Origin of the sequence: Neorhizobium fuzhouense, assembly GCF_042611105.1 — a bacterium.
GTDB classification, from domain to species: domain Bacteria; phylum Pseudomonadota; class Alphaproteobacteria; order Rhizobiales; family Rhizobiaceae; genus Neorhizobium; species Neorhizobium galegae_A.
In genome coordinates, this window is the sequence record NZ_JBHFFP010000016.1 from 1 (window position 1) to 24,805 (window position 24,805).

Consider the following 24,805-nt stretch of genomic DNA (forward strand, 5'->3'; position numbering starts at 1 on the left):
CTCCTTCCATGGGCACAGTCAAGCACAGATCAAGCAAAACCGGAATCCTGAATCCCGTTTGCCGCGACACGCTTTAGCAGGACAGGTGCGGTCGCTGCAGACCAAATCCATCCAGCCTCCACTGGCTGGGCAAACCAGGAGAGCAAACCACCGACCAACAACCCCGTTGCGGCAATTCCGATCAATATCCGGGACTGCTGGCGATGGAAGATTTCTCCCATATGCAGCGCCATTGCTTCTCCTTGCCCGCCACGGGCGGCGTGACTCGCTCTGGACCTGCCAAGGCACCCTACCGCTCTTTACCACTGGTAGATTTGATCTTGATCCGAACGAGGTCTTCGCGAGCAAAACTTGCCCCACTGTCGCAAGGGCTGGGCGTTCAAGAAAGCGGCAGCTTTACTTGGACCTCGACCCCTTCATGCCTGATTGGCCTGGGGGAAATCACCTTCAAGGTCATGCCGGTGCGCTCGGCGATGACCTTGATGATGGAAAGTCCGAGACCGCAGGCACCGATCTTGGCATCACCGCGCTCGAAACGCTGCATCAGTCGCTCCATGGTTTCAACCGGCAGGACCGGGCCATCATTGTCGACGCACAGGGACCCATCCTCCTTCAGAACCGCGCCGACCAAACCGTCCTGTGCGCCGTGCTTGAGCGCATTCTCGATCAGATTGCGAAACAGGATGCCAACAGCATCGGGGTCCAGCTTGGACAGTACTGGACCTCCCGGAAGGGTCAGCACGATCGCTGGATCTGATGGCATCGCAAGGCAAATGGATCGTTACTAAGGGTGTTGTGAAGGCTGAGGCACCAACGTCTGCCGGCATGCGCCCGTATCTGGTAGACGGTCCGCTGAAGAAAGTTGACCCTGCACGCGTAGAACTGCCTTGAACCGACGATCTTCGCTGAAAACTCGGCTCATGCTACCGCCGACCAACTCGCCAGTCGGAGCAAGAAAATCAGAATGGACGTGCTCTGTGAGCGATACAGCAGTCCGGCGCTCTGCAATTAATTGCCGGGCGCCATGATGGCTGACCAGAGACCGGGCCATGGAGCAGAATGCCTGCGGGTTCTGTCCATAGGCGATCGTGCTGGCAGCGACGCGCGCCTTTGCCTGCTGGTGGCTGCGCGTGGCCGACCATTTCATTGCGCCACCTAGATTGAGCAGTTCCACCTGCAGATTGTCGACGTTGAAATTCAAGCCAAGGCAATTGCCGCTTACGACGAGAAAAACCGATTATGTTTCAAATACTTCTAGCGGCTCTCTGGTAGGCTGATCTGCGGCGGCCGCGGTCGAGAAAGCCAGGGAGGCACCCCTGACCTGGTCTGGTCGGCGACATTCCGCCACTGGGCGTTTGCAGCCTAGTTGTTTAGTCCCGGCATTTGATGGTGCGGGTTGAGTTTATATGCGTCCTCACTGATCAGAACCCATTTGCCCATTCTCTTCGCCCGATGGACATGATGCGCCATGGCTGGCTTTCGAGCTTTCGCCAGGCGTCACAGCAGTGGGCGACGATATCGTCATAGGACTTGAAGATGCGGTTCGACAGCCAGTTCTCGCGCATGAAGAGCCAGAGGTTTTCCACCGGGTTCAGTTCCGGCGACTTCGGCGGCAGGGACAGGATCGAGATGTTGCTTGGGATGACGAGATTATTGGACATGTGCCATCCCGCCTGATCCATAATGAGGATGGCATGCGCATCATTGGCCACGTGTCGGGAGATTTCAGCCAGGTGCTGCGTCATCGCGTAGGTGTCGCACCAAGGGATGACCAGTGCCGCCGCCTGTCCGAGCTTGGGGCAGATGGCACCCAAGATATAGGCCGAGCGGGTTCGCTGGCCATGCGGGGCTGACGGCCGCGTTCCTCGCTTTGCCCAGCGGCGGGTGATCTTGTTCTTCTGACCGATCCGGGCCTCGTCCTGGTACCAGATTTCTATTCGTTTCCCTTGAGCGAGCCCGCCTGCGATCTCTGCCACTGCGGCGGGGAAGTTTTTTTAAACTCCTCAATGGCTTGAGGGTCCTGCGCATGATGCTTCGGGCGGGCAGCCAGCTTGCGATAACCCATGGCGCGCACCTCCCGGCTGAGCGTCTGCTCGCTCACCGAGACGCGAAACTCCTCCCATAGCCACTGGGCCAGATCGCACAGACGCCAGCGCACGACACCGTCGAGATAGGGTGTCGGTCCCCGTTCGATGGCCTTTGCCAGGGCCGCCCGCTGAACATCGTTCAGCAGTGACTTGGGGCCAGGAGCCTTCCCGTCGATCAGCCCATCAGGCCCAGTCGTATTGAAGCGCATGACCCAGTCCCGCACGATCTGACGAGTGACACTGCCCAGCCGCGCAGCATCCGAGCGCGAGCCGCCGTCATAGATCAGGGCAAGCGCCAGCAATCGACGCGACTGGGCCGCATGCTTGCTTTGTCGAGCAAGACGCCGAAGACCTTCGGCGTCAAAATCTGTCCGCAGTGAAATTCCTGTTCGCATCCCAAACCTCCGGTTTGCACCAGAGATTCAGATTCACCGCCTTTTGAAAAGAAAAAAGAGTCACGGTCAGTGGGGAGACGTATTAAACCGTTCTGGCTCTGTTGCCCGGATTTTGCAGATGTATTCATAGAGCGTCAGGCCGCGCAGTGTCTTTAACCGCCGGCCGTAATTGTAGGCGTCAACGAAATCATGAAGGTGGGCTTTTAGCTGTGCATGGCTGTCGTAGTGGTAACGTTTGACGGTAGCTTCCTTGATCGTGCGGTTCATTCGCTCGACCTGGCCGTTGGTCCAGGGATGCTCGATTTTGGTGAGCCTGTGCTCGATCCCGTTCTCACGGCAACGCATGTCGAACATGTGCGTGATGTACGTGGCCGTAGGCCCATCGGCGTAGCGCGGTGGGAACGTGAACTGGATGCCATTATCGGTTAGGACGGTGTGGATTTTGTAGGGTACGGCCGCGATCAGCGCGACGAGAAAGGCGGACGCCGATGTCCTGCCTGTTCTCGTGACCAACTGCACGAAGGCGAACTTGCTGGTTCGGTCTATCGCCACGTAAAGATAGAGCTTTCCTTCGGCTGTACGCACTTCGGCGATGTCAATGTGGAAGTACCCAATAGGGTAGGTCTTGAACTTCTTCTTCGGCTCCTTGCCCCCTGTCACTTCTGGCAATCGGCTGATCTCATGCCGTTGTAAGCAGCGATGCAGGGACGAGCGGGTCAAATGCGGGATCGTAGCCTGCAGGGCGTAGAGGCAGTCATCCAACGGCAGCAGCGTGTGTCGGCGGAAGGCAACGATGATCGCCTCTTCTTCGATTGAAAGTGTCGTCGAGTGCGCGTCTTTCGGACCAGTTGGCAGGTCCTTCACCGCTGTGCGCCGCTTCCACTTCGCTACGGTCTTCTGGTTGATCCCATAGCGTTTCGCCAGAACCCTCAGGCTCTCTTGACTATGTTGTATCGCTCGACGGACTGCCTCCGTCGTGCGGGCGCTCCCGTGTAGAATCTGACCCATAGTGCATCCCTCCATTCCTGGTTGAATAATGCACCATCAAAGGCACGGACCAAACACCTAGGGTGTATACTAGAGATCCAACGGCCGTTGTGAGAGGGCGGACACGACGTGCCGCCCGCTCTTTCCGGCATGAGCCAGCGCATTGCGCATGAAGTGAATACGGCAACATACATCGTAACCGGTGTGACATTCGCACCTTGACCGCCGTGCCCTATGTTAGGTGTCTGGTTCAGACCGAGACATTATTGCAAAAGTGGGCCGCGTGAGCTATTTAGCGTCATCCACAAGGACCCGGTGAAACTCCGGGTGGCTCTTCTGGCCGCCGATCCGCCAGACAACACAGCAACGCAACCTATTTTCTTGTCAAGGACCGAGTTCGCTCGGCCCGTTGCATCAACTGTGAAAAATCTCCCATGCGAACGCTTTCAAACTACCGTCAGGAGTGGTTCTCCAACATCCGTGGTGACGTACTTTCAGGTATCGTCGTCGCTCTCGCACTTATCCCGGAAGCGATAGGTTTCTCGGTGATTGCGGGTGTCGATCCCAAGGTCGGCCTGTACGCCTCCTTCGCAATCGCCTGCGTGGCTGCCTTTGTGGGCGGTCGGCCGGGTATGATCTCTGCTGCGACGGCCGCGACCGCTGTCGTCATGATCTCATTGGTCAAGGAGCACGGTCTTCAGTATCTGTTCGCCGCCACCATCTTGATGGGCGTCATCCAGATCGTCGCGGGATGGCTGAGGCTCGGCCGCGTGATGCGCTTCGTATCGCGGTCGGTCATCACGGGTTTCGTCAATGCACTTGCGATCCTGATCTTCATGGCCCAGTTGCCTGAACTTATTGGGGTTCCGACGCTCACCTACGTGATGATCGCAGGCGGCCTCGCCATCATCTACCTCTTTCCATACGTGACCAAGGCTATCCCATCGCCACTCGTGGCCATCGCGGTCCTCACGGCCATGGCGTGGTGGTTTGGCATGGACCTACGCACCGTCGGCGACCTCGGCGAACTTCCGTCTTCTATCCCATTCCTGATGCTTCCGCAGGTTCCGCTGACCTGGGAGACGCTGCAGATCATCTTCCCATACTCGGTGACGCTCGCTGCTGTCGGTTTGCTGGAATCGCTGCTTACCGCGCAAATCGTCGACGACATGACGGACACACCCAGCAACAAGAGCCAAGAATGCGTTGGACAGGGCGCGGGCAATATCGCCTCGGCACTGATCGGCGGCATGGGCGGATGCGCCATGATCGGACAGTCGGTCATCAACGTAACATCTGGTGGTCGAGGACGGCTTTCAACCTTCGTGGCGGGTGCTTTCCTGCTATTCCTGATCGTCGTCCTCAACGACGTCGTTCAGATCATCCCCATGGCCGCGCTTGTTTCGGTCATGATCATGGTTTCCATTGGCACTTTCTCCTGGCGGTCGATCCTCGATCTGAGACGCCATCCGCTTCCGTCCTCCGTCGTTATGATGGCGACGGTCATCACCGTTGTCGCAACGCATGATTTGGCGAAAGGCGTGATCTTTGGAGTTCTGCTGTCCGGCATCTTTTTTGCTGGCAAGGTAGCCCGCCTGTTCGGGGTCACGCGTGTTGAGGATGCCAAACAGAAGAGCGTCACCTATGCAGTAGTGGGACAGGTCTTCTTTGCGTCGGCAGAAGCCTTTATCCACGCGTTCGACTTCACTGATAAGGGTAAGCGGATCATCATCGATCTTACAAAAGCCCATCTCTGGGATATCACCGCAATTGGTGCATTGGACAAGATCGTCTTGAAGTTCCGTCAGGCAGGCGACGAAGTCGAGGTTCTCGGCTTAAATGAGGCAAGTGCAGACATGATCGACCGCTTCGCGCTGTACGACAAGGATGATCGGCTTGCGGCAAGCGCCTCACTACACTGAACAGCGTGGCTGCGTACATTCGTGCGCAGCCATCTGCCCCGCTACTGTTGCCTGTCGGTCCGCCACAAGTGCGAATTTTTCAAAGGCAAAAGATCATGAAACTGGCCCTGCTTACCGATAATCTGTTGGACCGTGAAACGGTTGCGCTTGATTCTCTGGTTCTCTCAACGGCCAGAGCTTACTTCAAAATCGATTAGGTCTGCGGGGCAAGGTCACGACGGGAGGCGGGGCTGCCTCTCCCTTTGCTGTAGCTCACGACGATTTTTCGCGACAATCATGACGGGCGTCTGCCACAAACTTGGTTTCCTTCTCCGAGACGTTCAGTCCGACATACTGCCTCATTGCGAAGTCCCCAGTTGCAATCGGGCCAGCGCGCGCCCCACCCAAATAACAGGAATACCTCCAGCATTCCCACTCATCCCCGCTCTTCAGAGTTCCCGAGCCAGCTCCACGATGCTGATAGCGCACATAGTGCCGATCGCCGCAGCTTCTTCCTATTCCTGTACCAGGAAGGACCACAGCCATTCAAAAAGTTGGACGAAATCCTCGCCTGTTTTGCCAAGGTTTTGGATCAGCTCTAAAGTCTGATCATACGCATAGATCACGATTAGCGTCAGCACGAGAAGCACCAGCCATGGCCACATTGGCGGCTTGCGTTTAGGCTTTTGCTTGTCGTCGATTATCGGTGCACTGGCGTCCAAAAATCATTCTCCTACTGCGTCATTGTCCATTTCGCGTGGATTCCAGATAGGTGCTTTGCGAGGAACGGCAACGGTCAATTCCCCTTGTTGAACCAGGATTGGATCGGCACCATCTAGAGGACATGGCGAAGAGCGACAAAAGCGATATCGAACTGATCAGGACATGGACGTTGTCGCTGGCGATGACGATGGGATCTTCCGTCCGCGCGAAAGGTATTCTGCAAGAGATGCAGGCCAGGCTTCCGAAGGTCTCGAAGAAGTCGATAGTTTTGGAAGGAAACGAGGTTATCCTCGCGATGCCCGCAACCGAGAAGTCCGCGTTCAATATCACAGCTGGGATCGTCTCGGCAGTGATGGCGGAAGCCGAGAACCTTCCGGTGATCCCGCGCGAGATCCAGGACATCCTGGTCATCAAGACAAGCGAGCGCCATCGCTGGCTCGCGGACGGGCGTCTTCCGAGTGCGGGGACGAGAACAGTGCGACTGAATGGTCGTGCTCGCCAGATCACATTCCACGTCTTCGATCCGAAGGTAGTAGAGGACCTTCTCGACCGCGGGACGGTGGACGAGTGGCGGGTGGAAGACGCGGAGGCGAAAGCCGAGAAGCGACAGAAAGCAGCGTATCAGAGGAAGCTTGCTCGATCGCTCAAGAAAGTGCCGAAGTCAGGAGGGGCGTCGAACCATAAACTCGAGGAAGGCGCAGACGAACTGCGTGGTTGGAAGGAGTTCGACCGGGATGGTTTTCTTCGCTAGGCGTATGCGCGGCGGCATCGATCGATCACTATGCCTTTACCGACATGATCTTGGGCTGGGGCGTGCCTGACTCTCCTGGGATCGTGGTCTTGAGAGGAATCGCGCCGCTATCCTCCATTTTCTGGACTCGACTTAAATGGCTTAGAATGTTTCACTCCGCTCGGAGGACTGGACATGGCATATGAGTGGGACGAAGACCGCGCACGAAAAACGCGCCTGATTAAGCTGGCATCCTTGTGTGCATTGACCGCAACAGCACTCAGTGTTCCTGTCGCCTTGCTTTTGACCACATCTCCTCTATAGTTGCCCCCTACCTCACTGAAAATTCCGGCTTTTCACTTTCAGCGTATCGATGTGGAGGTCAGGTACATAAATTTCACGTGTCTTGACGCCCGTCGGCCGCCGCTCGCGGCTGTATGGGCTGCCTGGCGATTCGTGCGCGAACTCGTCGCCCCGCCCTGTTGGCACCCGGAATGTATCCCGCTCATCAAGGCTTGCCAGATCGCTGGTCAGATCGAACATCCGTTGCGCCAACAGATGCACGACGCCGCCTTCGCGCTGGATCTTGCCGTGGAAGGAGAAGCGCAATCGACAAGTCGCATCCGGTCGAGTCGCTCAATGCAGGGCCTTGCGCTCAATCCGTTCTGCGAGCCTTACGCAGGGGAGTAGGATGACGAGATACATCATCGCGCTCACCATCAGCGGCGTCGTGTTATAGGTAACGGATCGGGCATTGCCTGCAACGTAAAGAAGTTCGCCCACGCCGATGATGGCGGCAAGCGACGTACTTTTCATCACCTCAATGGTATTTGAGGCGAGTTCCGGCAAAACGTTACGAACTGCCGGGGGCAAGACGACATAACGCATGGCTGCGAAGGTTGCCAGACCCGTCGAACGGGCGGCCTCCATTTGGCCGGGCGACACCGAGCCCAGGCCTGCCCTGAAAATCTCGCAGAAATAAGCGGAGTTGTTGAGGAGCAGTGCGATGATGACGCACACAATGGCTGGCAAGCGGATGCCGAGAAACGGAAGACCGGAAAACGTGAGGATGATCAACACCAGCGGTGGCATGGCGCGGAATACATTGACCCAGCCACGGACGAAAAACCGCAGCACCGGACTGCGCTGCGATCCATATGCTCGCCAATCTCGATCCGCTCTCACGACGCTTCGAGATGCTGGCGCTCGCGGATGACGCAAAACTTGCGCCCGCGCCGGAATACACGCTCGACGAACGTCAGGTTGCGCGGGTCATCGACATTGTTCCGAGTGGATTCGGAAGAAACTGAGAGGCAATGTCAGGTCACTCAAGAGTTTATTAGGAGGATACGCTTCGCTCTCGAAAGGGATACGACCCGACGGCGTCTTAGTCGAAATTCTGGCCATTCTACGGATTAATGACTTTCAACCCAGCGGCCTTGAACGGGCTTGTGTCTCTCGTTGCCACAATCAGACCCCTCTCTGCAGCTGTGGCCGCAATGAACCCATCGGATTTACCGATCGCTTTACCGTATACGCGCGCGCCTGCCATCAGGTCAGAGTAGAACAGCGAAATGCTTAGGGTGACGGGCAAAATACGCCTAACAAAATGCGGTAGTGCATCATCCTCAAGCCGGGTGTGAATAATCAAAGCCGTCCTTCTATGTCTCAGTCCAGTCCTATTCCGCGAACGCCTCCTCACGCCCCCTGCGGATGTTCGGGATGATGGCGGCGACGAGCAGGATGAAGGAGACGGCAAGCAGGCCCGCGCTGATCGGTTCCGTCACGAAGGTCGTGAGAGAGCCGCGCGACAGGATGAGGGCCCGGCGCAGGTTTTCCTCCATCAGCTTGCCCAGCACGAAACCGAGCAGCATCGGCGCGGGCTCGAAGCCGCAGCGGATGAGAATGAAACCGGCAAGGCCGAACAGGCCGATGAAGAGAACATCGGTGACCTGTCCATTGATTGAATAGATGCCGATGCGGCAGAACACCAGGATGACCGGAAACAACAGGCGATAGGGAACCTGCAGCAGCTTCACCCACACCCCCACCAGCGGCAGGTTGATGACGAGAAGCATCAGGTTGCCGATCCACATCGATGCGATCATGCCCCAGAACAGGGAGGGGTTTCCGGTCATGACCTGAGGCCCCGGAATGATGCCCTGGATCGTCATCGCGCCGACCATCAGCGCCATTACGGCATTGGCGGGAATGCCGAGGGTCAGGAGCGGGATGAAGGAGGTCTGTGCGCCGGCATTGTTGGCCGATTCCGGCCCGGCTACTGCCTCGATCGCGCCCTTGCCGAAGCGGCTCGGATCAGCGGCGAGCTTCTTCTCCACCGCATAGGAGGCAAACGGGGCAAGCACTGCGCCATTGCCCGGCAGGATGCCGAAGGCGGAGCCGAGCAGTGTGCCGCGTAGGATGGGCGCGATAGACTGCCGCATTTCCGCCCGGCTCGGCAGCAGGCGCCCGATGGTGCCACGCACGAGATCGCGGTCTTCCGGCTGGTCCAGATTGCGCAGGATCTCGGCAACGCCGAACACGCCCATGGCCAGCACGGCAAAGTCGATGCCATCCCACAGGAAGGGCTGGCCGAAGGTCATGCGCTGGTCACCGGTCTCAAGGTCGGTGCCGACCGTGGAGAGCAGCAGGCCGAGCATGATCATGGCGAGCGCCTTCAGGATCGATCCGCCGGCAAGCACGACGGCGAAGATCAGGCCCATCACCATCAGCGAGAAATATTCCGTCGGCCCGAACAGAAGGGCGGCCTTTGTCAGGGGCGCGCCGAGCGCCGCAATCAGCATCGTCGCGACGGTCCCGGCAAAGAAGGAGCCGATGGCGGCAATGCCGAGCGCTGCGCCGGCCCGCCCGCGCCGGGCCATGGCATGACCGTCCAGCGCCGTGACGACGGAGGTTGCCTCGCCTGGGATATTGACGAGGATTGCCGTTGTCGAGCCGCCATACTGCGCGCCGTAATAGATGCCGGCCAGCATGATCAGCGCACCGACCGGATCAAGGCTGAAGGTGACGGGAAGCAGCATGGCGATGGTGGCCACCGGCCCGACGCCCGGAAGCACTCCGATCAGCGTGCCGACCATGCAGCCGACGAAGGCAAGCCCGAGGTTCTGCAGGCCAAGCGCCACCGAAAAGCCCAGCGACAGATTTGAGATGAGCGTATCCATCAGTCTTTCGCCTTTCAGTCGTCTGTGGCAGATCGCGCGCCGCTGAAGAACAAGAGCGCCGCAACGGCCAGCATGGTGGCTGCCGATACCCGCAGCATCGCCTTCTGCGACCAGCCATCCGGGAAGAGATCCATCAGCGCGTCGGGCAGCATCGGAATGGTCAGGTTCAGGAGATCGCCGAACAGGACCATGCAGGCCGGGGTCAGCGCCAGAGCCAGGACGACCAGTTCGCGCAGGCGCGCCTCGCGGGTGGCAAAGCCGCAGATGATGATCGACAGAGGTGCTGCGACGATCAGGCCGAAGCCGGGAAGCGAGACGGATCCCAGCGAAAGCGGTCGGATGGTTGCGGCAAAGATGACAATCGCCAGCATGACGAGGGACGGTCCGCGCAGCGGCAGATGCTCCAGAACCGGCCCTTGGTGGAAGAAGGAGGAGGCCGCGACAAGCGCGCCCAGAAGGCCAAGCCCGACGGCCAGAACCCGCGGCATCAGGGCCGAGCCCATGGCGCCAAGCGTTCCGGCATCCAGATCGCTCAGCAGCCATAGCGCAAGCGCTGCTAGGGCCACAAGGATCAGGCCTCCTGCAAGGTTTTGCGACACGCGCGCCGGACTATCCGGTGCCGCGCCGCCGGGCTGTGTGTCGTGCTCGCGCATGGCGCCTCCCCCCTTTTCCGATTGCAGGTCAGTTCGGCTCGATGCCGAGCGACTTGATCACCGTGCCCGTATAGGCGTACTGGGCATCCAGAAACGCCTTTGCACCGGACGGGCTGATCGGCTCGCCCTTGGCGAGTTCGAAGCCCAGACCCGGTGCGCGCTCCTTGACGTCAGGCTCGGCGAGCGCCGTGGCAATCGCCTTGCTGACCGTATCCAGGATGCCGGAGGGCGTGCGGCCGGCGCCATGACCATGAACCAGCCCTGCAGTTCGACGCTTTTCAACGTCTCGGCAATGGCCGGCACATCGGGATGCGTGGAAATCCGTTCGTTGCCGGCAACGGCAATGGCACGCAGCGAGCCATCCTTGATGAAGGGTTCAACAACGGAGGCGGACTGGATGGTGACCGGCGTGCGGCCGCTGATGCTGTCCTGCACGGCGTTGGAAATGGTATTGTAGGGCACCAGCACCATCTTCGTACCTGCCTGCTTGTTGATTGCCTGCGCAATGAGCCCCGAAATATTGCGGGGGCCATCGACGGCAACGCTGAGCGAACCGGGCTTTTCCTTTTCGAGTGCAATCAGCTCGGCAAGGCTGTTGGCCTTCACGTTCGGGTTGACGAGGAGGAGATGGTGGCTCTTGGCAACCATGGCGACGGGCACAAAATCCTTCAGCGGATCATAGGACAGGTTCTTGATCGTGTAAGGATTGGTGACGAGCGCCGCCGAGGTGGCAAAGACGAAGGTATAGCCGTCATTGGCCGCGCGGGCCGCCGACTGCATGCCCACGACATTGGCAGCATCTGGGCGGTTGTCCACGACGAATTGCTGGCCAAGCGCCCGCGACAGCTTGTCGGTGATGATGCGGCACAGCACGTCCGGGCTGTTGCCGGCAGCCTGTGGCACGATGACCGTGACCGGCTTCTGCGGCCAGTCGGCGGCCGCAGCCGGTCCACAGGCTACCAGGGCTCCCAGTCCCGCCAGGGCCATTCGTCTCGATAGTTTCAGCATGTCTTCCTCCCGTTGAAGTCAAGTGTCGTCGACGCGCAGGCCTCACCCCTGCTCGTCGACGATCGGATTGCGCAAGATGCCGAGCCGGTCGATTTCGACCTCGACGATGTCGCCGGGCTTCATCCAGAGCGGCGGATTGCGCTTGGCGCCGACCCCGCCCGGCGTGCCGGAGGCAATGACGTCGCCGGCCTCCAGCCGCGTGAAGCTCGAGCAGTATTCGATCTGACGGGCGATATCGAAGATCATCTGGGCAAAGGTTGCGTCCTGCACCACCGCGCCGTTAAGCCGCGTCTGGATGCGCAGGTCGTCAAGCGGGCCGAGTTCGTCCGGCGTCATCATCCAGGGACCGAAGGCGCCGGTATCGGGGAAATTCTTGCCGGGCGTGAACTGGTGCGTATGGCGCTGGTAGTCGCGCACGCTGCCATCATTGTAGCAGGCAAAACCGGCGACATGGCCAAGGGCATCCGCGCGGGAAATGTAGCGGCCCGGCTTGCCGATGATGACGGCGAGTTCCCCTTCATAGTCCAGCTCGGTCGAGACCTTCGGCCGGATGATCGGCTTCAAATGCCCCGTCTGGCTGTTGGAATAGCGCGCAAAGATGGTCGGGTTTTCGACTTCGGCGCGGCCGGTCTCCTTGCGGTGCATCTCGTAGTTCAGGCCGACGCAAAGGATCTTGTCGGGGTTCGGGATGACCGGCAGCCATTCGATCTCGGAGAGCGGAAATGCTGCGGCCTTTTCGGCTGCCTCGGCAACACCGTCGAAGCCTGCGGTCACGGCTGCCTTGAGGTCTGCGTACCGGCCGGCCATCGCGGCGCCCGTATCGCGAAGGGTCTCGCCTTCGATCACGCCCCAGGTCGTGCGTCCGGCTATTCTGACGGTGGAAAGTCTCATGAGGGTACTCCTTTGAATGGGCTGGCCGGATCGTTGGCGTCTCAGGCAAGATGTGCGCGCAGATCCTGTATCTGTTGGCGAAGAGCATCGAGATCGGCAGCGGCCCCGAACACGTAATGATCCGGCCGCACAAGCGCGGCGACCGCGCCATGCCGGTCGAACCAGCCGGTCAGGACGCCATCCTTTTCGCGCAGCGCCGTCTCGTCGGGCATATCCGCATCTTCCGCTGCGACGGCAACAACCGTCATGCCCTGGACTTCGGCTGCAAGCGCCCTGGCTTCCGTCTGCGTGGCATGGCGCGCATCCAGCACCAGCCGCCACGTGGCACCGGTGAGGTGATCGAGAAGCCGGCTTTCGCCATTGTCGAGAATTGCCGGCTGGGGGAAGAGCAGGCCGCGGGCCGGCGTGCCTTCCGCGGCAATCAGGCCCTGTTCGATCGGCGGAACGATGTCCTGCCGGGTGATCACCAGCGGCTGCCCGCCCCCCTCGGCCAGAATGCGGGCATCGCGGGCCGCGGCCGCTTCGGGATCGCGTTCGCAGATCGCCTGGCCGATGGCCTTGATGCGGCCCGTCAGCGTCTCGACATGGCGCTTGCGCTCATCCGTATAGCTTGCCAGCAGGCTTTCGTCCGACTGGCCCTTCAGGATACGGTCGAGCCGCCAGACCAGGTTGGAGACGTCGCGCAGGCCCTGGCACATGCCCTGGCCGATGAAGGGCGGCTGCTGGTGGGCGGCATCGCCGGCAATCACCACCCGGCCCTTTGCCCAGTCGTCTGCCACCAGCGCATGGAAGCGGTAGGCGGCGGCGCGCCACAATTCGCCATCCTCAGGCGTCAGCCACGGCGATAGGAGCCGCCAGACATTGTCCGGCTTTTCCATCTGCCGCGGGTCTTCGCCCGGCAGAAGCATGATTTCCCATCGCCGATGGTTCTTCGGTCCCATGATGAAGCTTGCGGGCCGGGCCGGATCGCAGAACTGCGCAGAGGTCTTAGGAAGCTTGGCAAGACCGGCATCGTTCACCAGCACGTCGATCACGAGCCACGGCTCGTCGAACACCAGATCCTCCAGGGTGATGCCGGCAAGCTCGCGCACGCGGCTTGAGGCGCCGTCGCAGCCGATCAGGTAGCGGGTGGCGACCTTGCGGATCTCGCCCGAGGTATCCTTCAGCGTCGCGACGACCTCGTCCTTACGGCTGTCGAGATCGATCATCTCGACGCCGAGCGAAACCGTGACGCAGTCAAAGCCCTCGGCATGGGCGCGCAGCGCCGCCTCGACCGGCGGCTGGGTAAACACCATGCTCGGCGTGTAGCCGAGCGGATAGGGTTCCGGCACCATATCGATGCGACGGATCAACTGGCCCTTGGCGCCAAAATGCTGCGAGGCGGTGAAAGGGGCAACATGGGGCAGAACCGCCTCGGCGATACCCATATTGTCGAAATGGCGCAGGATCTCGTGATCGATGGCGATGGCACGCGGTTTGTCATAGATCGTGGTCAGGCGGTCGATGACCAGCGTGGAATGGCCGCGTGCCCCCAGCATGCCGGCGGCGACGGCGCCGGCCGGGCCGAAACCCACCACCAGCACATCATAACGGTCTGCGATTGAAGTCTCGTTCGTCACGGATAAGCCTCTGAAATTAATGGGACGGCGGCGTCAGGTGCCGGAAAATCCGATGGAAATCTGGGCTTTCTTGCAGGCTTCGCTCTTCGGCGGCGCAATGCCCCAATGGTCCGTGCGGCCGGGTGGCCAGACCCATTCGGCCGGTCCCTTCACGCGATAGGTCTCGTCCACCTGCAGGACTTCCGCGGTGTATTCGATGACCACGCCCATCGGATCGACGAAGTAGGCGAATACATTGTCGCCAGGGCCGTGGCGTCCCACGCCCCAGCCGATCGGCGTGCCGTGATCGACGACGAGGCCGGAGCCCCGCATCACCGATTCCAGATCCGGCATCAGGAAGGCGATATGGTTGAGACCGTGGTTCGCCGCTTCGGCCAGCACCACGGCGTGGTGGTCGCTGTTGCAGCCGAGGAAGGCCATCAGCTTCGACCGGTCGGTGAGGCGGAAGCCAAGCACCTTGCGATAGAAGTCGGACAGGGCCTCGATGTCGGCGCTGTTGATGTTGACATGCGCCAGCCGCAGCACCTTGTTCGGCACGATGCGGGCCTCCTTGCGGCGGTCGCCATGCACGAATTCCAGAACCGATCCCTGTGGCTCGCGCACGACGAAGCGACGTCCCTCCGTCAGCGCATCGGCCGGACCGGGTTCGCGCAGCACCGTGCAGCCGAAGGCCACCGCCTTTTCATAAAGCGCGGCGAGATCGTCGGCGGAGCGGACACGAAAGGTGATCTTGCGCAGTTCCGAACGGTCGCTCTGCTTCAGTTCCAGCACGTGGCAGTCATCGCCGGTTGCGGCCAGAAACACCTTGTCGTCAGCCTCTGCAACCTTCTCCAGCCCCCAGACCCGGGTGTAGAAGTCCACCGATGCGACAAGATCCGGCGTGCCGAGTTCCACGCTGCGCAGGGCCGATACGGGAAAGTCCGTCATCTCGATACCGTCTCCTCATCCAATCCAAGAAAGGCCAGCGCATTGGCGAAGGTCAGCCGCTCGCGCAGCGTGGGATCCGCAAAGGCCTGTTCAATCCGTGCCACCGGTTCCATCTCGCGAAAATTGAACGGGTAGTCCGTGCCGAGCATCACCCGGTCCTCGCCAAAGACCGAGACGATGCGCTTCAGCATGTCCTCGTCGAAAACGAGGGCATCCACGTAGAGCTTGCGCGCCTGCTCCAGCGGCGCCTCGGGCAGGCTGTCGCGCACGGCCGGAAAGGCGTGGTAACCCTGCTGCAGACGTGGCAGAAGGGCCGCGAAGGTGCCGCCGCCGTGGCTGAAGGCGATGCGCAGGTTCGGGAATCTTTGCAGCAATCCGCCGGTGATGACCGAAGCGGCGGCAAGCCCGACATCGGTCGGATAGGCCAGCACCTGCTGCAGCGCCGCCGGGCCGACCAGCCGGTCCATGCCGGTCGGGCGCACGGCATGCACGAAGACTGCGGCACCCAGCCGTTCCGCCTCGGCGAAGAGGGCATGAAAACGCTGATCGCCAATGGCGGTGCCGTTGATATTGCTACCGATCTCGACGCCGCAAAATCCGGGAAGAGCCATCACGCGCTGCAATTCAGCAATGGCAAGATCGATATCCTGCATCGGCAGGCCGCCGAGGCCGACAAAACGCCCCTGCCCTTCCTGCACCAGTGCCGCAATCACATCATTGACGTGACGCACGAGATGCAAGGCCGCTTCCGCCTCGATCCAGTAGCCGAATAATTCCGGCATGGGCGAAAGCGCCTGAACGGCGATGCCGGCGCGGTCCATCTCCGCGATCCGACGTTCAGCCACCCAGCAGGCATCGCTGACTGTGCGATACGGCCTGTCATCGATGACGACCGTTGCGTGGCAATCCTGGACAGCGGTCATGGATGGCCAGCCGGAGAGCGGCGTTGCGCCGGGCACCGGCGGAAAGCTTGAGGGGACGACATGGCAGTGAACGTCGATGCCGACGCAACCACAACCGCTCCTGAAGCGCCCTGAACTGTTCAGTCCGTGCCGCATTCTTTCCTCCTCCGATGCCGTTTTCGTAATCTACAAAATTTCTTTCGTAAAGCAAAAATTTATAAATTTTGCTTCTGACATCAAAGGGTGTATAGAAAATGGACGAAAGCGGTGGAAACTGATGAACATTGACGTGCCGAATAAAGGGGTCGATACCCCGGCCACGCAGGCAACCAGCATCTACGAGCGCCTGAAGGGGGATATCCTGTCAGCGGTGCTGGAGCCGGGCCGCAAGCTGCAACTGCGCTTCCTGATGGAACATTACGAGGCGGGCCAAACACCGCTGCGCGAAGCGTTGAACCGGCTGACGACGGAAGATCTGGTGATCGGCAAGGAGCAGCGCGGCTTTTTTGTCAAACCGATCAGTCTGGAAGAACTGGGTGAGTTGACCAAGACCCGCTGCTGGGTGGAGGGGCTGGCGCTGCGGGAATCGATGGCCAATGCCAATGCCGCCTGGGAGGAGGCCCTGCTGGTCGCGCATCACCGGCTGGAACGTGCGCCTCGCTCCCTCAACCCCGACCGTTTCGAGAGCAATCCGGAATGGGAGCGCCTGCACCGGGCCTTCCACGCGTCCCTGATCAACGGCTGCGGGTCACGCCCGCTGATCGGCTTTTGCGAGCAGTTGGCAGACCGGTTGAACCGGTATCGCGCGCTCTCCAGCCGAAAGGCGTTCAGGGTGCGAAAGGTCAGCCAGGAACATGGCGACATCCTGAAGGCGGTTCTTGACCGCAAAAGCAGCGAGGCTCTCGACCTGCTCCAGTGGCATTACCAGCAGACCGCCGAGTTTATCCGGGAGGATCTGGAAAAGACGGACGGGGGCGCGTTGGAGCCACCAACGTCCGCCTGACACCGTTCAGCTACTTCGCCAGGTTTTCCCGGATGAATTCCAGGATATCCGGACCGAGGCTTTCGTCGGCCGTGCCGAAATGCTCGATGATCGAAATATGGTTGTGCCCCAGGGCTGTCTTGAAGATCGGCAGCTTGCCGTCGCGCTGGAAGAGAGCGTCAAGGAGCCGCTTGTTCTGCCTCTGAATGGACGGCATGTCGTTTTCCGCCACCGCCATGAACACCGGTAGCCTGCGGTCACCGACATGGCGGATGATCGACATCTGCGGGTACTGGCTGGCATCCTCTCCGTAATAGATCTTGTCCTGCGGGCCGAGATCTTCGGAATCCGCAGTCGGGATCGATATCAGGATCAGGCCGCGCACGCCGTCGTCGGACGTTGGCGCCGAACGAAGGAAGCCGTAGGTGGCGGCGTGCGTCGCCCCGGCGGAATTGCCGGACACGAAGATGGTGTGGATATCGCCGGAATGGGCCGCCGCATTGGCTTTCAGCCAGGCGACCGCCTTGCCGACATCCTCTCCCCCGGAAGGAAAGCGCGCCTGCGGCGCAAAGCCGTAATTGATTAAGGCAGTCGCGATTCCGTGCTGGGCAAAGTAATAACCGAAATGTGCAACATCCTGCTTGTCGCCACGAACGAAGCCACCACCATGGGCAAACAGCAGGATCGGCACCTTTGCGCCGGCCGGTATTTTTGTGGGCACATAGAGATCAAGCTTCTGCCTCTCGCCCTCGCCATAGGCGATGTCCCTGGTCACGATGACACCATCCTTTGAGGCTGCCTCGTGAAGCGGACGATAAAGCGCGGTCACGCCCTTGACGACATCGGGACCAAGGCGGTCGTCAAAGGCGCGAACGCCCTCCCCCACCTCCGGCGGGTTTGACGACATCTGCGCCTGGGCAGCCGTGCCCATGCCCACGCCGGCCAGGATGGCGAGCACTTTATGAACCGATCGCATGTTTTCCTCCCTCATGCGTTAAAGCTTCTCTGTCTGGCGCAGGTGTCGGTAGAGGTGCCGCCTCCTTTCGGCGACATCCCCGGCAACCGTTTATGCAACAGCCTTCGGAGCCGCGCGGAATCCAGCCTTTTCGATCCCGAGGATGGCGCAGATTTCGTCATTGTCGCCAATGTCGCCGGAAATGCCGACGGCACCGATCACCGCGCCCTGCGCATCGACGATCAGAACGCCGCCCGGCGAAGGCACCATGCGCCCGCCGCTGACAGTCGCCAAAATAGTGATGAAGGCAGGGTTCTTTGCCGCGCGCTCCGTCAGTTCGCGGGTGCCGAACCCCATGCCGAGCGAGCCCCAGGCCTTGCCATAGGCGATATCGAAACGGACGATACCGGCCCCATCCTCCCGCTTGTAGGCGACGAGATGACCTCCGGCATCAAGGACGGCGACGGCGAGCGGCGCAAAGCTGCGGGACCGCGCCTCGGCAAGGGCGGCGTCGATGATGATCGTGGCGTCAGAGAGCTTCAACATGGGACAATCCAGTTTTCGGTGATTTTTGAAATTAACGGGTAACGGCCTGCCAACGCAGCAACCGTTGCTCCGCAAGCGATAGCAGGCCGCTGCCAACCAGGCCGATGGCGCCGAGGATGACAATGCCCGCGAACAGATCCGCCGAACGGAAGCTGCGGCTTGCGAGCAGAATGCTCTGGCCCAGCCCCTCGCGACTTGCCAGCATCTCGCCAACGACGGCAAGGATTAGGGAAATGGTGAGGCCGAGACGCAGGCTGGCAAGGATCATCGGCATGGCGCTTGGCAGGGCGAGTTTCCGGATGACCTGCAGACGGCTGAGACCAAGGACGGCGCTCACCTCATAAAGCCGGGGCTCCATGGCCGAGAAGCCGTGGATCGTTGCAAGCAGCATCGGCCAGAGCGCACCAAAGGCGATCACCACCAGCACCATCTGGTCGGAGAAACCCAGAAAGGCGATTGCGATGGGGATCATCGCGGAGGCCGGAAGCGGACGCAACAGTTCCAATGTTGGCGCGATGAAGGCACGCGCCCGGCGTGACACGCCGATGAGGGCGCCAAGCATGATCCCGGCGAGCGAGGCAAGAAGCCAGCCGAGCAGCATGCGCTGTACCGTCTCCAGGGTCTGCGCCAGAAGCGGACCCCCGGCAAGACCTTTCAAGAGCGCGGTCCAGGTGCGCGCGGGGCTTGGGAAGAAGATCGGCGAGACGAGCTTAAAATCGGTGATGACCTTCCAGACGAGGATGAACGTCGCAAGGCCGAGCAGCCCCAGCAGAAGTTTTTGCATGGAAAGTTGCTTCATCGTGTCTCTCCCTTGGCGAAGGCCGGGAAGAACCGGCGTTGCGCTGCCATCAGCACAAGGCTGACCAGCCAGCCGATCACGCCGATCCAGATGAGGTAGGCAAACATTTCCGCCGGCCGCAGCGCCTGCTGCGCCATCATGATGCCGTAGCCGAGGCCGAAGGGATTGGCGGTGATTTCCACCGTCACCGCAACGACGAGGGCATAGCCGGCGGCAAGTTTGAGCGACATGAAGAGTTGCGGCAGGATGGCCGGTAAGACGATCTTCGAAAGTCTGGCCGGAAAGCCCAGTTGCAGAACGGCCGAAACCTCCATCAGCCGTGGCTCGACCTCCCTCACTGCCGTGCGCGCCAGAACGACCGAAGGCCAAAGCAGCCCGAGCGCGATGATGACGATCTCCATGCGCGCGCCAAAGCCCAGCAGCATCATCACCACCGGAATGAGCGCCACCGCGGGAACGGGCCGCAGCAGTTCGATGGTGAGATCGAGTGCGTCATCGGCCAGGCGAAAGAGCCCGAGGAGGATGCCGAGCAAGGAGCCGGCGCCGACACCGATGACACAGCCGCAGAAGGCGGCCATCAGTGTATCAAGGGACGCCCGCATGAGTGAACCATCCTTGAGGACGGAGAAGAAGGCCGCAACGATGGCAAGAGGGCTTGCGAGGCTGTCGCTTTCCAGCTGCGTGACGGTCGCGGCGACCTGCGCTGCCACAATGACGGCAACCGGAAGCAGGGCAGCCCGCCAGCTGGTTCTGAACGCCGCCCTCATTGGTGATCATCCTTGATGAGATCGTAGAGTTCTCTGCGGAGGCGCAGGAATTCCGGGTCCTCGCGGGTGGCAAGCTGATCACGCGGACGCGCCAGCCGGACATCCACCATGCGGCCGACACGGCCGGGATTGGGCTGGAGGCAGACGATGCGATCGCCCAGATAGATCGCCTCCTCCAGATCGTGGGTAACGAAGACCATGGTTGCACCGGTCGTTGCAACAAGCGAGAGAACTTCGTCCTGCAGGGCCTGCCGTGTCATGGCGTCCAGTGCACCGAAGGGCTCGTCCATCAGAAGCACCTTCGGCTCCTGGGCAAGGCACCGGGCAATCTGAAGGCGCTGCTGCATGCCGCCCGACATTTCCGAAGGATATTTGTCCGCATGGCGGCCGAGCCCGATCTTTTCCAGAAGCTCGCGGATGATCGGCGGGCGCTCCCGGGCGGGGCAGCCGCGGGCTTCCAGTGCCAGTGACACGTTTCCGGCCGCCGTACGCCACGGCAGGAGCGCCTTGCCATAATCCTGGAAGACGATCGCTATCGAGCGATCTGGCCCGCCGAGAACCGATCCATCAAGCTCCACGGAACCGGATGTGGGCCGCGCCAGCCCCGCAAGCATGCGCAGCAGGGTGGTCTTGCCGCAACCGGAGGGGCCGATCACGCAGAGGCTTTCCCCCGGCGCAATGTCGATGCTGATGCCGCCGATGATCTGGAGGGCGCCATAGGAGAGTGTGACATCGCGAATGCGGATGCGTGGCTCTGCCGCATGCGAAACGGGGCTCGCCATCTCGACCTGTCCGGCCTCTACGTTCATTCGGGTCATGGACATGTCAGGCTCCCTTCACGAGTGCTGCATGCGGCCCGGCGCCGGCGCCCTTCGGGTATCCATAGGCGTTCATCCGCGCGAAATACGGCATGCTGGGATGCGCCTCGAAACGGACGCGGCAATCGATCACCGCGGGAAGACCGGACACCATCGCCCGCTCGAGAGCCGGCTCCAGCTCTTCCACTGTCGTCACCACTTCCCCATGGCAGCCGAAGCCGCGGGCGATCTGCGCATAGTCGGTGCCTTCCAGGTCGGCGCCGAAGGAGAAATCGAAGCTCTTGCGCTGGCCCATCTTGATGACGCCCCAGGAGGCGTTGTTGTGGATGATGTTGATGATCGGCAGCCCGTAACGCCGCGCCGTATCGAGTTCGGAAAGGGTGAAGCCGAAGGCGCCGTCGCCGCAGATGTTGAAGACGGGCCGCTGCGGATAGAGCAGCTTCAGGGCCGCCGCATAGGGGGTACCAAAGCCGAGCTGGCACATGCCTGGCTCGTGAAAGCGCGTCCGCTCGATGGGGACCGGCGTCAGGTCATTGCTCCAGAAGGAGGTGTGTCCGCCGTCATAGGCGATCAAGGCATCGTCCGGCAGCAACCTGCCGAGTTCCAGGCCGAGGCGCGCCGGATGCATGGCCGCGCCATCGTCCTCAGCCATTGTCTTCAGCTTTGCCTGGTATGCGTCGTGGACGCCCCGCAGTTGGGCAAGCCAGGCGGAGCAATTGGTCATCGCCCGGGATGCGAGTGCAGACAGGAGATCCTCGAGTGCATCGGCTGCATCGGCCCAGATCCCGAGCGCATGCGGGGTGTTTGCGCCAAGGCTCATCGGGTCGATGTTGATGTTGATGAGTTGGGCGTCACCCTTGGTCAGCGCGCCGCCGTCATCCCACAGCCAGGAGGAAAAACGGCAGCCGACGGCCAGGATGACGTCCGCCTCCCGAAAGGCCGCCTGAATGGCGTCCCCGCCGATGATGCCGCCCTGGCCGATGAAGTAGGGCGAATCGGACGGTACGGTGCCGATGCCCATCTGCGTCGTCAGCGCCGGTGCCTGGACGAGATCCATGAGCTTGCGGAACAGGTGTCCACCTTCAGCCGATACGACGCCACCACCTGCCACCAGAAGCGGGCGCCTAGCCCCCGCCAGCATCTCGGCGGCGCGTGCGATCTGCCCGGCCGGCGCCCGTGGGCCAGCCACCGATCGATATTGGTGCGGCGCAAGGGAAAAGGTGGCTTCATCGAACTGGAAGCGACCGCTGAGAACCTCCTGCGGCACGTCGAGATGAACCGGTCCCCTCCGTCCGGTCAGGGCCTGGCGAAAGGCATCCCGCACGAGATCGGGTAGCCGGCGCCCATCGTGAACCACGGCGCTCCATTTGGTGAGCGGCTTCAGAAGCGCGTGGGTATCGAGATCCATGAACATGCCGCGGTTCGGATAGGAGGCGGCGAGATGATTGTTGGAGGTGATCAACAGGAGCGGCAGATTGTTGTTGAAGGCGGTGCCCAGCCCGCCGACCAGATTGGAGGAGCCCGGCCCCATTTCGCCGAGCGCCACACAGATCCGCCCGCTTGCGGCGGCAACCGCAGCGCCCATCAACGGGCCCGCGGCCTCGTGGCGAACGCCGAGGTAGCGGATCGACGGCTCGCGGGAAATTGCATGCAGCAGCGCGTTCAACTTGCCGCCCGCAATGCCGAAAACGAAGGGAACGGCTTCCGGAACGAGCAACCGGGTCAGCGCCTCTGCGCCTGTCATCTCAATCATCATATCACCTGTCTGGGAAGAATGGCGGGCAATGACGTGTCCCACCCGCCAAAGATGGTTGGTCGGTCGGGCTAAGGGTCAGGGCGCGATCAGGCCGGCGGTATCGATCTTGCTGCTCAACATGCCGCCCTCTTGCATGGCCTTCTGCAGATAGTCGAGCGCCGAGACCTTCGGGGTCGGCTTGCACTCCGGAAGCTCGATCTTGCTCAGGACCTCCACCGGCAGGCGCGTATATTTCGAGACGATCGCGCGGGTCTTGTCCTCGTTCTTGCCGATGAAATCCGCCGCCTGAGCGAAGGCCGTACGGAAGGAGGCAATGGTCGCGGTATTGGCCTTCGCCCACTCCCGTGTCGCCACGAAGGTCGTGTAAGGAAGGTCCGCCGGGATTTCCGACATGAAGTTGAAGGCCACCTTGCCATTCGACTGGGCGACAGCACGACCGAGCGACGGCTGTCCGGCGATAATGGCATCGATCGTGCCACCCTTCAGCACATCAGCGGTGTTGGGGATCGGGACCTCGATGAAGGTAATGCTTTTCTCGGACACGTTTTTCTGCTTCAGCCACTGCCGGAACAGGATGTCGAGCGTGCCGCCGATACTCGGCGTTCCGACCTTCTTCCCAACGAGATCCTCAGGCTTTTCGATCGCCACGCCTTCTCGGACGGCAAGCCCAACATTCTTGGCGGTGCGTGGCGCTGTCACGCCGCAGTTGGCAACGACGACGAGATCGATGCCGCTCTCCACCGCCTGCAGCAGAACGGTCGGCGACACAGCAACGATCTGATGAGAGCCGGCGACCAGGGACGCCACCAGCGTCTGGTTCGAGCCGGTGGGCAGGAACTCGACCTGCAGACCGTTCTTGTCGAACAGGCCCTCATCCTTGGCGACAAAGGCCGCCTCGACTTCCGCGATCGGCGGTGTGCCGATGGCGATTTTCGTGTCCGCCAGAGCCGGAATGGTGGCGACGGCGAACGTGCCCGCGATGATGAATGCGCGTTTGAACATGGTTTCCTCCTCGAAGACGGGCTCCTCAACCCTTGGATCCTACTATTCCAACGGACTTGACTATTCATCAATAGACAGAGCGGCAGTTCAGTTATAACTTCAGATGCATATCACCGGTCTGGGATGCTTCTCGTGAACCTGCGCAAATGGGAATATTTCCTGAAAGTCGCCGAGTTCGGCAGCCTTTCGCGCGTCGCCGAAAAGCTGGATATGTCGCAACCGGCGCTCAGCCGACAGATTGCCGCTTTGGAACAGGAGATTGGAGCCTCTCTGTTTCATCGCACGGGTCGCGGCCTGACACTCACGCCGGCCGGCGAAGTGTTTCGGGTCCGGGCAGAGGCGATTCTCGAGGAGATCGCGCGGGTTCCGGGAGAGGTGACCTATGCGGCCAATACGCCGTCCGGCCGGCTTGCCTTTGGCGCCCCACCCTTCATGGGCCGCGTGCTGACAGGCGAACTGGTGGCGAGCTATGTCGAGACCTATCCGCATGTGCGGCTGCGCGTGCGCGGCGCCCATTCGTTCCAGCTGCGCGAGGCGATCTTCTTCCGCGATATCGATATCGGGATTCTGGCCGCACCGCTCACGGAACCGGACCTGCACACGGAGCCGCTGCTGATGGAGCAGCTCTACCTAGTCGGCCCGCGCGATAGCGGGCTTTCGGTGGACCAATCGATTTCCGTCGATCGGGTGGCCGACTGCCCGCTGATCCTCACGCCCCGGCCGGATGGGCTTCGCACCCTGATCGAAGGTGAATTCGCCCGCATCGGCCGCCGCGCCAAGATTGCCGTCGAGACGGAATATGCACCGATGGACGACCTCATCCGCCGCAAGGTCGGATACGCCATCATGCCCTATTGCGGCATGGTGAACTCGCCCTTGACGCAATTTGCCTGGGCACCGATCGAGGGACTGTGGGTTACCTGGCTGATCGCGACCCTGGACAATGCCGAACGGACACTGGCCTCCCGACGGTTCATCGACATGCTGCGAGACGCTGCGCGCCACAGTATCGAGCAGGGCCGATGGTCTGCGCGTTATCTCAATCACGCCGAAAAGCGAGATCGTTGAAGGGATGTTGGCGACATTGCGGGAGCCGCATGCTGGACGATCTGGAAAGCCGGATTTGGATTGGCGGCGGGGCAGCATGTCGGGCTGATCAGTGCGGACGAGAATGA

Annotated in this window: 26 protein-coding genes, 1 pseudogene and 1 other annotated feature; of the genes and pseudogenes, 5 read left to right on the top strand and 22 right to left on the bottom strand. The window is 61.1% G+C overall.

The window, feature by feature from the left end; genetic code table 11:
• Positions 1-29: 29 nt before the first annotated feature.
• The 5 genes from ACEXP3_RS22365 to ACEXP3_RS22385 all read right to left on the bottom strand — a co-directional run bounded on the left by ACEXP3_RS22365 (position 30) and on the right by ACEXP3_RS22385 (position 3,490).
• Positions 30-233 carry a hypothetical protein gene (locus tag ACEXP3_RS22365; RefSeq protein ID WP_377299420.1) on the bottom strand — a complete coding sequence of 68 codons (204 nt, stop codon included), beginning with the start codon at positions 231-233 and terminating at the stop codon, positions 30-32.
• Positions 234-379: 146 nt separating this feature from the next.
• Complete coding sequence (locus tag ACEXP3_RS22370) at positions 380-742, bottom strand: sensor histidine kinase (protein ID WP_377299421.1); 363 nt, start codon at positions 740-742, stop codon at positions 380-382.
• A gap of 42 nt (positions 743-784) precedes the next feature.
• Positions 785-1,201, bottom strand: a complete 417-nt coding sequence (locus ACEXP3_RS22375; RefSeq protein ID WP_377299422.1) for a hypothetical protein — start codon at positions 1,199-1,201, stop codon at positions 785-787.
• A gap of 220 nt (positions 1,202-1,421) precedes the next feature.
• Positions 1,422-2,482 (bottom strand): IS630 family transposase gene (locus ACEXP3_RS22380; RefSeq protein ID WP_377299423.1). Its coding sequence is split into 2 segments (ribosomal slippage): positions 1,422-1,990 and positions 1,990-2,482, totalling 1,062 coding nucleotides; the frame shifts between segments, so codons are not numbered across the junction.
• Positions 2,483-2,548: 66 nt separating this feature from the next.
• A complete protein-coding gene (locus tag ACEXP3_RS22385; protein WP_377299424.1) occupies positions 2,549-3,490 on the bottom strand; it encodes an IS481 family transposase in 942 nt (313 codons plus the stop codon).
• A gap of 284 nt (positions 3,491-3,774) precedes the next feature.
• Positions 3,775-3,830 (top strand) — a sequence feature (sul1 is cis-regulatory element that is thought to sense ions involved in sulfur or methionine metabolism; They are found in Alphaproteobacteria).
• A gap of 73 nt (positions 3,831-3,903) precedes the next feature.
• Here ACEXP3_RS22385 and ACEXP3_RS22390 point away from each other — a divergent pair.
• On the top strand, positions 3,904-5,391 hold the full coding sequence (locus tag ACEXP3_RS22390) for a SulP family inorganic anion transporter (protein ID WP_377299425.1): 1,488 nt from the start codon (positions 3,904-3,906) through the stop codon (positions 5,389-5,391).
• Positions 5,392-5,885: 494 nt separating this feature from the next.
• Here ACEXP3_RS22390 and ACEXP3_RS22395 read toward each other — a convergent pair whose 3' ends face one another.
• Positions 5,886-6,092, bottom strand: coding sequence for a hypothetical protein (locus ACEXP3_RS22395; protein ID WP_377299426.1), 207 nt, complete (start codon positions 6,090-6,092; stop codon positions 5,886-5,888).
• Between the two features lie 122 nt (positions 6,093-6,214).
• Here ACEXP3_RS22395 and ACEXP3_RS22400 point away from each other — a divergent pair, with 122 nt between their 5' ends.
• Entirely contained in the window at positions 6,215-6,844 is a 630-nt protein-coding gene (locus ACEXP3_RS22400; protein WP_377299427.1) for a hypothetical protein, read from the top strand.
• Positions 6,845-7,159: 315 nt separating this feature from the next.
• Here ACEXP3_RS22400 and ACEXP3_RS22405 read toward each other — a convergent pair.
• A pseudogene (locus tag ACEXP3_RS22405) lies at positions 7,160-7,414 on the bottom strand (hypothetical protein); the annotation flags it as partial.
• Positions 7,415-7,459: 45 nt separating this feature from the next.
• A complete protein-coding gene (locus tag ACEXP3_RS22410; RefSeq protein WP_377299428.1) occupies positions 7,460-7,960 on the bottom strand; it encodes an amino acid ABC transporter permease in 501 nt (166 codons plus the stop codon).
• 20 nt (positions 7,961-7,980) lie between these two features.
• Between ACEXP3_RS22410 and ACEXP3_RS22415 the strand changes: the two genes are divergently transcribed.
• Positions 7,981-8,133 carry a hypothetical protein gene (locus ACEXP3_RS22415; protein ID WP_377299429.1) on the top strand — a complete coding sequence of 51 codons (153 nt, stop codon included), beginning with the start codon at positions 7,981-7,983 and terminating at the stop codon, positions 8,131-8,133.
• 369 nt (positions 8,134-8,502) lie between these two features.
• On the opposite strand, the gene ACEXP3_RS22420 is transcribed toward ACEXP3_RS22415, so the two are convergent.
• Genes ACEXP3_RS22420 through ACEXP3_RS22450 form a run of 7 tightly spaced genes read right to left on the bottom strand, consistent with a single transcriptional unit; the run spans position 8,503 to position 16,161 of the window.
• Positions 8,503-10,005, bottom strand: a complete 1,503-nt coding sequence (locus ACEXP3_RS22420) for a tripartite tricarboxylate transporter permease (RefSeq protein ID WP_377299430.1) — start codon at positions 10,003-10,005, stop codon at positions 8,503-8,505.
• 14 nt (positions 10,006-10,019) lie between these two features.
• On the bottom strand, positions 10,020-10,658 hold the full coding sequence (locus ACEXP3_RS22425; RefSeq protein WP_377299431.1) for a tripartite tricarboxylate transporter TctB family protein: 639 nt from the start codon (positions 10,656-10,658) through the stop codon (positions 10,020-10,022).
• A gap of 57 nt (positions 10,659-10,715) precedes the next feature.
• A complete protein-coding gene (locus tag ACEXP3_RS22430; RefSeq protein ID WP_377299432.1) occupies positions 10,716-11,666 on the bottom strand; it encodes a Bug family tripartite tricarboxylate transporter substrate binding protein in 951 nt (316 codons plus the stop codon).
• A 42-nt stretch (positions 11,667-11,708) separates the two neighbouring features.
• Complete coding sequence (locus ACEXP3_RS22435; RefSeq protein ID WP_377299433.1) at positions 11,709-12,557, bottom strand: fumarylacetoacetate hydrolase family protein; 849 nt, start codon at positions 12,555-12,557, stop codon at positions 11,709-11,711.
• A 41-nt stretch (positions 12,558-12,598) separates the two neighbouring features.
• A complete protein-coding gene (locus tag ACEXP3_RS22440; protein ID WP_377299434.1) occupies positions 12,599-14,176 on the bottom strand; it encodes a bifunctional 3-(3-hydroxy-phenyl)propionate/3-hydroxycinnamic acid hydroxylase in 1,578 nt (525 codons plus the stop codon).
• A gap of 33 nt (positions 14,177-14,209) precedes the next feature.
• Positions 14,210-15,103 carry a VOC family protein gene (locus tag ACEXP3_RS22445; RefSeq protein WP_377299435.1) on the bottom strand — a complete coding sequence of 298 codons (894 nt, stop codon included), beginning with the start codon at positions 15,101-15,103 and terminating at the stop codon, positions 14,210-14,212.
• Positions 15,100-16,161 carry an amidohydrolase family protein gene (locus tag ACEXP3_RS22450; RefSeq protein ID WP_377299436.1) on the bottom strand — a complete coding sequence of 354 codons (1,062 nt, stop codon included), beginning with the start codon at positions 16,159-16,161 and terminating at the stop codon, positions 15,100-15,102. The genes ACEXP3_RS22445 and ACEXP3_RS22450 overlap by 4 nt, the downstream gene beginning before the upstream one ends.
• A 121-nt stretch (positions 16,162-16,282) precedes the next feature.
• Between ACEXP3_RS22450 and ACEXP3_RS22455 the strand changes: the two genes are divergently transcribed.
• Entirely contained in the window at positions 16,283-17,008 is a 726-nt protein-coding gene (locus ACEXP3_RS22455) for a GntR family transcriptional regulator (RefSeq protein WP_377299476.1), read from the top strand.
• Positions 17,009-17,018: 10 nt separating this feature from the next.
• On the opposite strand, the gene ACEXP3_RS22460 is transcribed toward ACEXP3_RS22455, so the two are convergent.
• The 7 genes from ACEXP3_RS22460 to ACEXP3_RS22490 all read right to left on the bottom strand — a co-directional run bounded on the left by ACEXP3_RS22460 (position 17,019) and on the right by ACEXP3_RS22490 (position 23,630).
• Complete coding sequence (locus tag ACEXP3_RS22460) at positions 17,019-17,963, bottom strand: alpha/beta hydrolase (protein WP_377299437.1); 945 nt, start codon at positions 17,961-17,963, stop codon at positions 17,019-17,021.
• A gap of 90 nt (positions 17,964-18,053) precedes the next feature.
• Entirely contained in the window at positions 18,054-18,488 is a 435-nt protein-coding gene (locus tag ACEXP3_RS22465) for a GlcG/HbpS family heme-binding protein (RefSeq protein WP_377299438.1), read from the bottom strand.
• 31 nt (positions 18,489-18,519) lie between these two features.
• A complete protein-coding gene (locus ACEXP3_RS22470) occupies positions 18,520-19,287 on the bottom strand; it encodes an ABC transporter permease (protein WP_210107346.1) in 768 nt (255 codons plus the stop codon).
• A complete protein-coding gene (locus ACEXP3_RS22475; protein ID WP_377299439.1) occupies positions 19,284-20,054 on the bottom strand; it encodes an ABC transporter permease in 771 nt (256 codons plus the stop codon). Before ACEXP3_RS22475 ends, ACEXP3_RS22470 begins: the two co-directional genes overlap by 4 nt.
• Positions 20,051-20,836 (bottom strand): ABC transporter ATP-binding protein, encoded by a 786-nt coding sequence (locus ACEXP3_RS22480; RefSeq protein WP_377299477.1) that lies wholly within the window; start codon positions 20,834-20,836, stop codon positions 20,051-20,053. The genes ACEXP3_RS22475 and ACEXP3_RS22480 overlap by 4 nt, the downstream gene beginning before the upstream one ends.
• Positions 20,837-20,879: 43 nt before the next feature.
• Positions 20,880-22,625, bottom strand: coding sequence for a thiamine pyrophosphate-binding protein (locus ACEXP3_RS22485; protein ID WP_377299440.1), 1,746 nt, complete (start codon positions 22,623-22,625; stop codon positions 20,880-20,882).
• A gap of 78 nt (positions 22,626-22,703) precedes the next feature.
• Positions 22,704-23,630, bottom strand: coding sequence for an ABC transporter substrate-binding protein (locus ACEXP3_RS22490; RefSeq protein ID WP_377299441.1), 927 nt, complete (start codon positions 23,628-23,630; stop codon positions 22,704-22,706).
• 132 nt (positions 23,631-23,762) lie between these two features.
• Here ACEXP3_RS22490 and ACEXP3_RS22495 point away from each other — a divergent pair, with 132 nt between their 5' ends.
• Positions 23,763-24,698: a LysR family transcriptional regulator gene (locus tag ACEXP3_RS22495; protein WP_377299442.1), complete on the top strand. Its 936-nt coding sequence runs from the start codon at positions 23,763-23,765 to the stop codon at positions 24,696-24,698.
• The last annotated feature ends 107 nt before the right edge of the window (positions 24,699-24,805 follow it).

What these genes read in the sequence shown, in the direction of transcription:
- ACEXP3_RS22365 (WP_377299420.1), bottom strand. Translation starts at nt 233, where the DNA reads ATGGCGCTGCATATGGGAGAAATCTTCCATCGCCAGCAGTCCCGGATA.
- ACEXP3_RS22385 (WP_377299424.1), bottom strand. Translation starts at nt 3,490, where the DNA reads ATGGGTCAGATTCTACACGGGAGCGCCCGCACGACGGAGGCAGTCCGT.
- ACEXP3_RS22390 (WP_377299425.1), top strand. Translation starts at nt 3,904, where the DNA reads ATGCGAACGCTTTCAAACTACCGTCAGGAGTGGTTCTCCAACATCCGT.
- ACEXP3_RS22400 (WP_377299427.1), top strand. Translation starts at nt 6,215, where the DNA reads ATGGCGAAGAGCGACAAAAGCGATATCGAACTGATCAGGACATGGACG.
- ACEXP3_RS22415 (WP_377299429.1), top strand. Translation starts at nt 7,981, where the DNA reads ATGCTCGCCAATCTCGATCCGCTCTCACGACGCTTCGAGATGCTGGCG.
- ACEXP3_RS22420 (WP_377299430.1), bottom strand. Translation starts at nt 10,005, where the DNA reads ATGGATACGCTCATCTCAAATCTGTCGCTGGGCTTTTCGGTGGCGCTT.
- ACEXP3_RS22425 (WP_377299431.1), bottom strand. Translation starts at nt 10,658, where the DNA reads ATGCGCGAGCACGACACACAGCCCGGCGGCGCGGCACCGGATAGTCCG.
- ACEXP3_RS22430 (WP_377299432.1), bottom strand. Translation starts at nt 11,666, where the DNA reads ATGCTGAAACTATCGAGACGAATGGCCCTGGCGGGACTGGGAGCCCTG.
- ACEXP3_RS22435 (WP_377299433.1), bottom strand. Translation starts at nt 12,557, where the DNA reads ATGAGACTTTCCACCGTCAGAATAGCCGGACGCACGACCTGGGGCGTG.
- ACEXP3_RS22445 (WP_377299435.1), bottom strand. Translation starts at nt 15,103, where the DNA reads ATGACGGACTTTCCCGTATCGGCCCTGCGCAGCGTGGAACTCGGCACG.
- ACEXP3_RS22450 (WP_377299436.1), bottom strand. Translation starts at nt 16,161, where the DNA reads ATGCGGCACGGACTGAACAGTTCAGGGCGCTTCAGGAGCGGTTGTGGT.
- ACEXP3_RS22455 (WP_377299476.1), top strand. Translation starts at nt 16,283, where the DNA reads ATGAACATTGACGTGCCGAATAAAGGGGTCGATACCCCGGCCACGCAG.
- ACEXP3_RS22460 (WP_377299437.1), bottom strand. Translation starts at nt 17,963, where the DNA reads ATGCGATCGGTTCATAAAGTGCTCGCCATCCTGGCCGGCGTGGGCATG.
- ACEXP3_RS22465 (WP_377299438.1), bottom strand. Translation starts at nt 18,488, where the DNA reads ATGTTGAAGCTCTCTGACGCCACGATCATCATCGACGCCGCCCTTGCC.
- ACEXP3_RS22470 (WP_210107346.1), bottom strand. Translation starts at nt 19,287, where the DNA reads ATGAAGCAACTTTCCATGCAAAAACTTCTGCTGGGGCTGCTCGGCCTT.
- ACEXP3_RS22475 (WP_377299439.1), bottom strand. Translation starts at nt 20,054, where the DNA reads ATGAGGGCGGCGTTCAGAACCAGCTGGCGGGCTGCCCTGCTTCCGGTT.
- ACEXP3_RS22480 (WP_377299477.1), bottom strand. Translation starts at nt 20,836, where the DNA reads ATGGCGAGCCCCGTTTCGCATGCGGCAGAGCCACGCATCCGCATTCGC.
- ACEXP3_RS22485 (WP_377299440.1), bottom strand. Translation starts at nt 22,625, where the DNA reads ATGATTGAGATGACAGGCGCAGAGGCGCTGACCCGGTTGCTCGTTCCG.
- ACEXP3_RS22490 (WP_377299441.1), bottom strand. Translation starts at nt 23,630, where the DNA reads ATGTTCAAACGCGCATTCATCATCGCGGGCACGTTCGCCGTCGCCACC.